The sequence below is a fragment of the Paraclostridium sp. AKS73 genome (genome assembly GCF_025671395.1).
Classification (GTDB): Bacteria; Bacillota; Clostridia; order Peptostreptococcales; family Peptostreptococcaceae; genus Paraclostridium; species Paraclostridium benzoelyticum.
Genome location: NZ_JAIXHU010000063.1, coordinates 1 through 9,967, shown reverse-complemented (window position 1 = coordinate 9,967; position 9,967 = coordinate 1). Strand labels below are relative to the sequence as shown.

The window sequence follows — 9,967 nt, the reverse complement described above, 5'->3', positions numbered from 1 at the left end:
TATTAGTATAATAAGATTAAATATTTTAGGTATATTTTTACTAAATACAAATTTAGATATACTAGCTCTAATTTTTTCATATTTACTGTTACTATTGCTTTCAATAGTTATGCCATATTCTTTTAATATAATACTATATAAGATAATATAAGGTATAACAATGCACATACCTATATAAAGTGCTTTAAATATTAAATTTTCTTCATTTACTATGTCAACTTGTTTAAAGTTAAATATAGATATCAATAAAATTATTAGTGTTGAAAGTGAAGCAAAGAATCTTTTTGTATTATCTGCTAATTTCTGGTTATAGACTTTATCGTCTCTCTTTTTAGAATAAAAATATATTGAAAATGTAGGTGATAAAATACTTATTATCTTTTTATTTCCATATATAAAATTCTTTATTTTGTCATAATATTTTTCTTCCATTCTCTTCTCCCTCAAATACCTACTTTTATAAAGGTCTATTCATTCTCAATTTTAATATCTTTTTATTAAACTCTGGTGGTGTTGGTTTGTAGTGCTTATCGTTAAGTTGTAAATTATAGTCTTTTAATTGAAACTCTCTTAATTTAAGAATATCAATTTCACCAATTAATAGTGTATCATTTTGACCACCTGTAATTTGAAGTATATTTTTTTGTACAGTTTGCTTAGGCGCTACAATCCTATTATCACCTAGTTTAGAGTTATTCACTTGAGCAAAGTAACAATGTACATCTCTAGATAATGATTCTATTATATTTGAATAATGATTAACATCTTTATTGTGTACACTTCCAATCAATAAATCTACATATGACATAAATAAACCTCTATCATTTAAACTAGATAGTTCAAAGCAGTTGTAACAAGAAAAATCTATTCCATTCCATCTAAATAAATCATACTCTTTTATAAATTCTGCTGAATTAATTTTATTTATATTATTGTATTTATGTTTCATAATAGGAATATTTATATTATAACCTCTTAACATTTCTATTTCAGATGGTGCATAATGATTTTTTAACCTAAGTTTTACTACTGAATATGTATAATCATTATATTTTCCAGGTAATATAGTTGCTAAATAATTGCATGCAATATTATTCTCATATACTATATGTTCTAGCCCGCATATTATAGCTAGCTGATGTTTCCTAGCAAAATTAGCCATTACTGATAGCCATGAATATGGAATACTTAACTCTGGAAATAAAATCATATCTGCACCTTGTTTAACAGACTGATTTAATATATTATAAAGTTTTTGTAATCTATTTCCATCTAATCTCGGAGTCTTCATAATACTACTTTTATAATTTATGTCTAATACATCTATATGCGCTATGGCTATCTTCAATTTATTCATATCTTTATCTGACTTTATTTTTAAAAGATTTATGTTTATTTCATTTTGATTGAATAAATTACTTTCTACAGAATGTTTTTTATTTTCCATCGTTAATATGGTCACTAAATATTTCTTTATTACTTTTTTATTTTTTCTTCTTCGTCATCTTTATTATTAAATGAATTAACAAATAAATTGAAATCCACATCATAATTTATTTTATTAATTTCTTTATATATTTTAATAGCTTCTGTTATATAGCTAGTTCCACTAATAATTTTACCTTCTGACATACTTCTATTTATTTGATATAATATAATTTCATGTAAATGTATATATCTTGGGGTGTATTTATTAGAGTTAGCATTTATTTCATATATACACTTTTTTTCTTCACAAACGTCTTTATCCTTATCACAAACACTTAATTTGCAATTATCTAACTCTATTAGCTTATAAATATAATTTGAATTCATTTTAGTACATCTAAATCCAAAGTTAATGCTATCTTTTTCAAACTGATTTTTAATTAAGTTTAGTCCATCTAATCCTAGTACTTGCTGCATACATTTATGAGTCACTATATTTGTATAGTTCATAAGAGGTTCTAATACATATGAATGTCTTAGCATGTTAGAGTACCTTAAATTATTTTTAAAATCTTCTATATCTTTATTGCTAATATTTTTTATTAGCTGATAACCCATATCTATAAAAACATCATCATTTAAACCCCATACCATGCTAATAGTACTTTTTAAATGCATTTTTAAACTTTCAAATAATATGTTCTTTATAGTGTCTTCATTCTTATGTTTATAGATGTTAAATTTCAACTTAAACTCTTTATCCTCTATATTTGTAATTTCATCATCTATGTTTTTTATAAATTTCTTTAAATGTTCTTTATTATTATTCATTACATAACAAATCATAGCTTTTTCCCATAATATATAAAATTCTACTATATTCATTCCGCTAAATAAACTTAGGATTTTGTCATCTAAATCTTTTGAATACAAATCACTATCTAATTTTTCACTATATATAACCTGTGCTAAAAACTTAGATAAATTATATTTATTTATCTTAAAATCTTCAATGCTCCTTATTTGTTAATACCTTCTGAGTATCTAATCTCTAATACTTCTTCATCAAAACTATTAACTACTAAATTTTTTTCAGGTAAAAATCTAAATACACTTGCATTTTTTTTAATCTCATTTTTAAATTTTTCAATTATAGCTCTTGATCCATCTGGCTTAAAATCATATAATTTTATTTTAGTGTTTTGTATAGCCAGTATGACATTTTTATTATTAATTAATTTATCTTTTAATGCATATAGCCTCTCTATATTATCACTCTTTATATTTGATTCTATCGCTATCCTTTTAATTAGTTCTATAACTTTATCCTTACTTAAAGTCTTTATATCTATTGTACAAACTTTGTTATATACCTTTGAATCGTCTAGTTTAAAATCTTTATCTTTCACTATTTTTGATATGCTATCTTTAAACTCTATATCTTTAGGCTCAATTAATCTTAGTATATTTCTAACACAAGACTTTAGTTTTCTTTCAGTACTTATCTTATTCAATTTATAATCACTTGTAATGCTATAAACATCATTATCATTTAAAAATATATACTCTGTTGTATCATTACTCTTTATAGCTAGTATAGGAGTAAATATATCTGATTTACAAAAATATTTATTAATTATATCAATTTGATTTATTCCTTCTTTATTATGAGTATATGGAATTACTATTAGCATGTCATCTATATATCTTCCATAATATATAGGTCTAACTTCTTCACATATAATTTTATCAAATTCTTTCAGGTACCAGTTAGATAAAATATTTGAAGGCATATAACCTATAGGTAAAATATTTCTATCTTTATGATCTTTATCTAATTTTAAAATTGTATTTGTATAAACTCTTGTAATATACTCCACTTGGTCTGTTAACTTCTCTAATAAGCATCCTTTGCTTATATTCGATTTGTCATTTTCCATTTTGTTATCATCAATGCCAAGATCTTTTTTCACCTTTTCAAAGTCAATATGTACAGAATAGTAATAATCCTTTATGTCTAATGAAATCATCAGACATCTATCATTGTTATTTAATAAGTGTTCTGTGTGTTTGATAGCTTTATCTCTCCATTTTGAATATTCTTCATGATAAGGTTTGAATAGCCTAGTATCATTATTTTTGAAATTTTTATGTAGCTTTCTTCCATATATATAATTATTATTATCTTTTAATAACTTCTCTCCAGCTAGTAAAACCCATAGTGTCCCTAATATTTGATACTTTAAATCTAATTTTATAAAATATGTTATTTTATCTATTGTATAATTAGATTTGCTCAAATCGTTACAAACTACATTAGCATCATGTTTTTTTATGCTACTTAGTTTTTTTGGCAAGCAATAAAATCCTACATCTATTTCATCTTCAAAATTTTCATTTAAAATACTATTACACAATTCATCTATTATAGTATCTATTTTATGTTCATTATTAGCTATTTCATTTCTTATAAATAAATTAGAGTTATCATAATATGTATCTGACTTTAATTTTTTATATGCTATCTCTAATAATTCTTTTATTTCTCCTTCTATATAATGAGTACTATCTATTAAATTTTTGTAGTTCATTTTACTTAAACTCCCCTAATGTAAATTTCTCTTTATTATAGTACCATTTTTTACATATAAGTATATATTGTTGCATTTTGCTACATGTAAAACTCTAACACGTGTTTAAAAATTAGAGTTTTCATTCTTATTATTAAGACTCTTAATAATTGGATAATGATTTATTCCTATAAATGGTTATTTTTAATCTTGTGTATTCTTATAGTCTACTTATTAAAGTCTTTAGAATCAGTCCATACTGCAATCGCTATATTGTCCTTATATTTTTAATTTATAGATTTAAAATAAAAATAAAAAATAGGATTAGAGTTTTCAAAGCACATATGCCCTACTCTAATCCTATTTATTTTCCATTTATATATTAACTTGTCACTTTAGACTATATAATACTTAAAGCAACTTAATTAGTTCTTCTAAATCTTGACATAAAACTTTTGCAAGTTCAAAATCCATATCTCTTAAAGCTTTTGATATTTTTGTTTCAACTAATTTTTTCTTTTCTTCGATTTCTAAATAGTCTCTATCAAAATGGTTAGCATAAATCATTTTTCTAAACTTTTTCATACTAACTTTTCTAATTTTCTTATCTTCAATCATTAAAACATAGTCCATACAATTATTTATAAATTGGTAATCATGAGAAACCATTAAAATTGCACCATTATAAGCTTTTATAGCTTTTTCAAGTGCTATTTGAGAGTAAGTATCTAGATGACTTGTTGGTTCATCTAAAAGTAGCATATTTGCCTTAATATATGATACTTTAGCTAATTGAAGAATATTTTTTTCTCCACCAGATAAATCTTTTATCTTTTGTTCAATAGCATCTTGCCCAAAACCGTAATTTGAAATATATCTTCTAACATCTCTACGATTTTCAAATCCTAACTCAGAAAATTCTTTAAATATCGTGTTAGACTCATCTAAAATCTCTGATTGTGACTGAGATAAATAAGCTATCTTAATATCATCATTTATTTCAATTGATTTATTATTGTTTTTGAATATTTCTCTAAGTATAGTTGTTTTACCAACCCCATTTGTACCAACAAGTGCTACTTTATCATTAGATTTAATTTCAAAATTAACATCTTCTAAAAGAACTTTATCAAAAGCCATTCTATAATCATTAACTTTTAAAGCAATAGTTTCTTCTATTTCGTTATCAGTGTCTAATTTAATATTTGGTTGTTTAATATCTACAAACGGTGCTTTAATTCTACGAGCTTCTAATCTTTCTTGTATTTTAACTCTAGCTTTTAAAGCTCTTCCGTTAGAAGCTTCAGCATTATAAGTTGCTCTTTCTCTTAATTTTTGAATTAAAGCTTCATTTCTCTCAATTTCTTCATCATCAGCAATAGATAATTCTTGCAATTCAATTTTAGTTTGAAGTAATGAGAAATTATAATCAATATATCTTCCATCAAATTCTTGAAGTTGTGCATTTTCAAGGTGTATAATTTTATTAAAACAATGATTAAGTAGATATCTATTATGTGTGATAACTAGTATTGTTTTCTTATGAGAATTAATTAAATTCCTTAGAGCATTAAGATTCTCAAAGTCTAAAAATACATCAGGCTCATCCATAATCATCAGGTCAGGATTATTAAGCATTTCCTTAATTATTTGGATAAGTTTAAATTCTCCTCCACTAATTTCAGATAACTTTTTATCTTTATGATTACCTAAGTTTGCAAGATTTAGTTTTCTACTAATATTACTTTCATAATCATCACCATCAATTGCATCAAATGCATCTAAAGCTTCTTGATACTTTTCTAAAAGCGCATCAATATCCGAAGATGTTTCCATTTCAGTACATATAGATGAAATTTTTTCTTGTAATTTTATAAATTCTTCTGCTATATATTCAAAAACTGTAGTTTCTTTACTTTTATTTTCTTGTAAGAACTGACTTACATATCCAATTTTGAAGTTTGGGTCTATTTCTAATGTTCCATCATACAAATATCTTTCTGGATCCATAATTATATCTATAAGTGTACTTTTTCCACTCCCACTAGCTCCTATGAAAGCACAGTGTTGACCTTCTTCTAATGTAAATGAAATATTATTGTATAGATCTTTGTTTGGAAATGAGTAGGACAAGTTGTCAATTTTTATCATATTTATTACCTCTCTTTATCATTTAAAAAGAGCTTAAATAAATAAGCTCTTAAATATATATATTAAATCCCAATTTTTAAATTGATTTTATATATAATAACGACATTCTTTTTAGATTTTCTTTTGATAGGATACCATTTTTTAGACTTATTTCAATGCTTTTATATTGAAACTCTACTTGTTTAGTACATTTATAAACTTATCATTAAACATATCTGAACTTTCAATTTATTTTTCAAAGTTATAAATTCAATTATTGTGACCATTTTTTCATCATATAATAACAGTTTAATATAATCCTAAAGTTTTATCTTGTATATTTATAAAATCACTTAATTCATCCAAAGATGTGGTTATAAATTCATATACTAAATATTTTGGATTTATTATATCTATTAGTTTTTTATTTTTTATTTGTAAATGGCTTATGCTCGTCTATTTTTAATATATGAAAAATTATATCCTTAATCATTTCACTATAATTAATTTCTAAATTTTCATATTTTGAAATTTGATTTTTAACATATTTTGAAGAGATAGATTTACTTAAATGAATTCCTTTTATGTAACTTTTTAAATTTCCTAACTCATCTATAATCTCTAATAAATAATCGATTCCCTCTTCTTCTGTATCTATGTTTAAATTTGTATTAAGTAAATGGCCTGTATCTAGCATAAATCCTTTATTTTCATATTCTATGCTTTCAATAAAATATTTTACTAATTTTTTATCTACCATTCTAAGCCCTGGCCACCATAAGTTTTCAAAAAGTATTGTTACCCCTGTATCTAAATCTTTAAATATTTCATTTACTAACTCAATAGACGCATCTATTACATCTTTATCTGTATATGTAAAGTTGTAGTTATAACAATGTTTTAGTTTTGTATTAGATACATGAAATACTACATATTCGGCATTTAGCCTTTCTGCTAATTTTATTTCTTCTTTATATTGATTTATTATTGCCTTTTTATCACTTCCACCATAATTGTTTATTATACCTTCTACACTATCAAAATCTTCTAACATACCTTTCTTATTTCCATTCCAAAAATCTAGCCAAATAGGGAAGTGTTTTAAATGTATTCCTTTTATTCTATTTTCAGGTATTAATTCTTCACTATATCCTGATGGTGCAAATAATTCTATTGCATCTATATTATGTTTTTTTAAAAATTTATTTATATTCTCACAGTTGTTATTATACCTGTCCATATCGTAACTATATGTAGATAAATTAATAATTTTTAACAATTTTAAAATCCCCCTATAAACTTAATTTATTTCATTTGTGTATAAATCAAAACTTTTTATATTTTTTAATAACTTCCTATTATCTATAAGTCAATAAAATTTTAATTTTATAATATCCTAATTGTATAATAAATTTTATAATATTTCATTAATATTCAAATTTTTATTACATATATGTTGCATTTAATCTTAAATATATCTTGTTGCATCTATTTAAATGGTACAAAACTCATTTGTTCTTAATACTATAAAGTATACTAGCAAAATCTATGGAGGTGACATCTTATGACATCAATAGTAGATGTGAAAAATCTTACCAAAAACTTTTATAATAAAGATGGTGAAATCAAAGTTTTAAATGACATTAACTTTTCTTTAAATGAAGGAGAAATTCTAACCCTACTTGGCCCTTCTGGAAGTGGTAAATCTACTATTTTAAACATTTTAACAGAGCTTCTAAAACCAACATCCGGTAAAGTTAATATAACTGGCAATATAGGTTATATGTTTCAAAAGGATCATCTTTTAGAGTGGCGAACTATAATGGATAATATTTTAATAGGCCTTGAAATTCAAAAAAAGAAAACTCCTGAAGCTATTTCTAGAATTGAAAGATTATTAAAAACCTATGGTTTATGGGACTTTAGAAACATGTATCCAAAAGAACTATCCGGTGGTATGAGACAAAGAGTTGCTTTAATTCGTACACTTGCTGTAAATCCTGATATTCTTTTGCTTGATGAGCCATTTTCAGCTCTTGATTATCAAACTAGAATTTTGGTTAGTGACGATGTTTACAAAATCATTAGAAATGAAGGTAAATCCGCAATATTAGTAACCCATGATATATCTGAAGCTATATCCATGTCAGATAAAATAGCAGTCCTTTCAAAGCGTCCTGCAACGATTAAAAGTATCTATACTATAGACTTAAAAATATCTGGAGAAAGAACCCCTATTATATCACGCAGTGCTGAAAACTTTAAAGATTATTTTAACATCTTATGGAAGGAGATCGATTCAAGTGAAACAAAATAATCTTTCCACAGGTCATATGGAGTATTTAAAATCAATAAAAAAGAAAAGAGAATAGTATTTTTTTCTCAATGGCTTTTATTAATCGGATTCCTAGCATTGTGGGAAATACTAGCTCGCTTAAATATCATAGACGTGTTTTTATTTAGTAAACCAAGTGATATATATGCTTTATTTGTTAAGTATCTTCAAACTGGCGAACTATTAAAACACGTTTTAATATCTAGTTATGAAACAGTTGTCGGTTTGGTAATTGGTACAGTTTTAGGTATATTAATAGCTATTTTTCTTTGGTGGTCTGAACGTCTATCAAAAATTCTAGACCCGTTTTTGGTAGTTTTAAATGCACTTCCTAAGACTGCTCTTGCTCCTATTTTAATAGTTTGGGCTGGTGCTGGTATGAAAGGTATTATAGTTATCGCTATTACAATTTCTGTAGTTGTTACTATCCTTTCAGCCTATAACTATTTTATATCAGTAGATGAAGAAAAAATAAAAATGCTTAAGAGTTTCGGAGCTACTAAGTTTCAAATTTTAACGAAGTTAATTTTTCCTTCAAATATAGGGAATTTAATTAACTTAACAAAATAAATATAGGTATGGCATGGGTTGGAGTTATAGTTGGAGAGTTCTTAGTTTCTAGATACGGACTTGGATATCTAATAGTTTATGGAGGTCAAGTATTTAAATTAGATTTGGTTATGATGGGTGTAATAGTATTAGCAGTATGTGCTTTAGTAATGTATCAAGTTTTGAATATAGCTGAAAAAATTTATAGATCTAAAAGATAATTTTATGCCATATAGTATTAACTATATGGAACATGTATTCTAAATTTTTAATAAAATAAATGGTATAAATTTTTTAAAGGGGGTTATTTATGTTCAAAAAAATCTCAACTTTATTGGCAGTGGCAACAAGCCTTGCATTAGGTGTTACTGGTTGTACAAAAGGTGCTTCTTCAGATGCTACTGATAAAGATATGACTAAGTTAACAGTAGGAGAAGTAACTCATTCTATATTTTATGCCCCTCAGTATGCAGCAATAACTCAAGGATTCTTTGATGAGGAAGGTATAGAAATAGATCTTATAAATACACAAGGTGCTGATAAAACTATGGCAGCCTTACTTTCAGGAGAGGTTGATATAGGTCTTATGGGTCCTGAAGCTTCTATTTATGTATATAATAAAGGCAATGACAACTACGCAGTAAATTTTGCACAATTGACTCAAAAGGACGGTAGTTTTTTAGTATCTCGTGAGAAAAGCGATAATTTCTCTTTTAACCAATTAAAAGGTAAAGAAGTTTTAGGCGGTAGAAAAGGTGGAGTTCCTGAAATGACATTAGAATATGTTTTAAAGAAAAATAATCTAACTTTAGGAACAAATACTAAAAGTGATGAAGTAAATGTCCGTACAGATGTTCAATTCAACGTTTTATCAGGTTCATTTGCCGGTGGTGAAGGTGATTATGTTGCATTATTTGAACCTGCTGCTTCTGAAATAGAAAAGCAAGGTAAGGGC

10 protein-coding genes are annotated in these 9,967 nt (G+C 25.3%); 4 read left to right on the top strand and 6 right to left on the bottom strand.

The window, feature by feature from the left end; genetic code table 11:
* From LEQ07_RS19100 to LEQ07_RS19075, 6 genes are all read right to left on the bottom strand, one after another.
* Positions 1-432, bottom strand: a 432-nt coding sequence (locus LEQ07_RS19100; RefSeq protein ID WP_263331864.1) for a hypothetical protein, incomplete at its 3' end; no start/stop codon positions are given.
* Positions 433-457: 25 nt separating this feature from the next.
* Positions 458-1,447 carry a hypothetical protein gene (locus tag LEQ07_RS19095; RefSeq protein WP_263331863.1) on the bottom strand — a complete coding sequence of 330 codons (990 nt, stop codon included), beginning with the start codon at positions 1,445-1,447 and terminating at the stop codon, positions 458-460.
* Between the two features lie 29 nt (positions 1,448-1,476).
* Positions 1,477-2,361: a hypothetical protein gene (locus tag LEQ07_RS19090; RefSeq protein ID WP_263331862.1), complete on the bottom strand. Its 885-nt coding sequence runs from the start codon at positions 2,359-2,361 to the stop codon at positions 1,477-1,479.
* 86 nt (positions 2,362-2,447) lie between these two features.
* Positions 2,448-4,019 (bottom strand): hypothetical protein, encoded by a 1,572-nt coding sequence (locus tag LEQ07_RS19085; protein WP_263331861.1) that lies wholly within the window; start codon positions 4,017-4,019, stop codon positions 2,448-2,450.
* Positions 4,020-4,409: 390 nt separating this feature from the next.
* Complete coding sequence (locus tag LEQ07_RS19080; protein ID WP_263331860.1) at positions 4,410-6,149, bottom strand: ABC-F family ATP-binding cassette domain-containing protein; 1,740 nt, start codon at positions 6,147-6,149, stop codon at positions 4,410-4,412.
* 403 nt (positions 6,150-6,552) lie between these two features.
* Positions 6,553-7,407 carry a TIM barrel protein gene (locus LEQ07_RS19075; protein WP_263331859.1) on the bottom strand — a complete coding sequence of 285 codons (855 nt, stop codon included), beginning with the start codon at positions 7,405-7,407 and terminating at the stop codon, positions 6,553-6,555.
* A gap of 285 nt (positions 7,408-7,692) precedes the next feature.
* Between LEQ07_RS19075 and LEQ07_RS19070 the strand changes: the two genes are divergently transcribed.
* The 4 genes from LEQ07_RS19070 to LEQ07_RS19060 form a co-directional block, all read left to right on the top strand.
* Complete coding sequence (locus tag LEQ07_RS19070; RefSeq protein ID WP_263331858.1) at positions 7,693-8,445, top strand: ABC transporter ATP-binding protein; 753 nt, start codon at positions 7,693-7,695, stop codon at positions 8,443-8,445.
* Between the two features lie 96 nt (positions 8,446-8,541).
* Positions 8,542-9,033, top strand: a complete 492-nt coding sequence (locus LEQ07_RS22250; protein ID WP_332843354.1) for an ABC transporter permease — start codon at positions 8,542-8,544, stop codon at positions 9,031-9,033.
* 8 nt (positions 9,034-9,041) lie between these two features.
* The gene (locus tag LEQ07_RS22245; RefSeq protein WP_332843353.1) at positions 9,042-9,233 is read left to right on the top strand and encodes a hypothetical protein; all 192 of its coding nucleotides are present in this window, start codon (positions 9,042-9,044) and stop codon (positions 9,231-9,233) included.
* Positions 9,234-9,322: 89 nt separating this feature from the next.
* The coding region (locus LEQ07_RS19060; RefSeq protein WP_263331857.1) for an ABC transporter substrate-binding protein at positions 9,323-9,967 on the top strand (645 nt) is incomplete at its 3' end.

Excerpts from the sequence above, each read along its gene's own strand:
- LEQ07_RS19095 (WP_263331863.1), bottom strand. The coding sequence starts at position 1,447 with ATGGAAAATAAAAAACATTCTGTAGAAAGTAATTTATTCAATCAAAAT.
- LEQ07_RS19085 (WP_263331861.1), bottom strand. The coding sequence starts at position 4,019 with ATGAACTACAAAAATTTAATAGATAGTACTCATTATATAGAAGGAGAA.
- LEQ07_RS19080 (WP_263331860.1), bottom strand. The coding sequence starts at position 6,149 with ATGATAAAAATTGACAACTTGTCCTACTCATTTCCAAACAAAGATCTA.
- LEQ07_RS19070 (WP_263331858.1), top strand. The coding sequence starts at position 7,693 with ATGACATCAATAGTAGATGTGAAAAATCTTACCAAAAACTTTTATAAT.
- LEQ07_RS22245 (WP_332843353.1), top strand. The coding sequence starts at position 9,042 with ATGGCATGGGTTGGAGTTATAGTTGGAGAGTTCTTAGTTTCTAGATAC.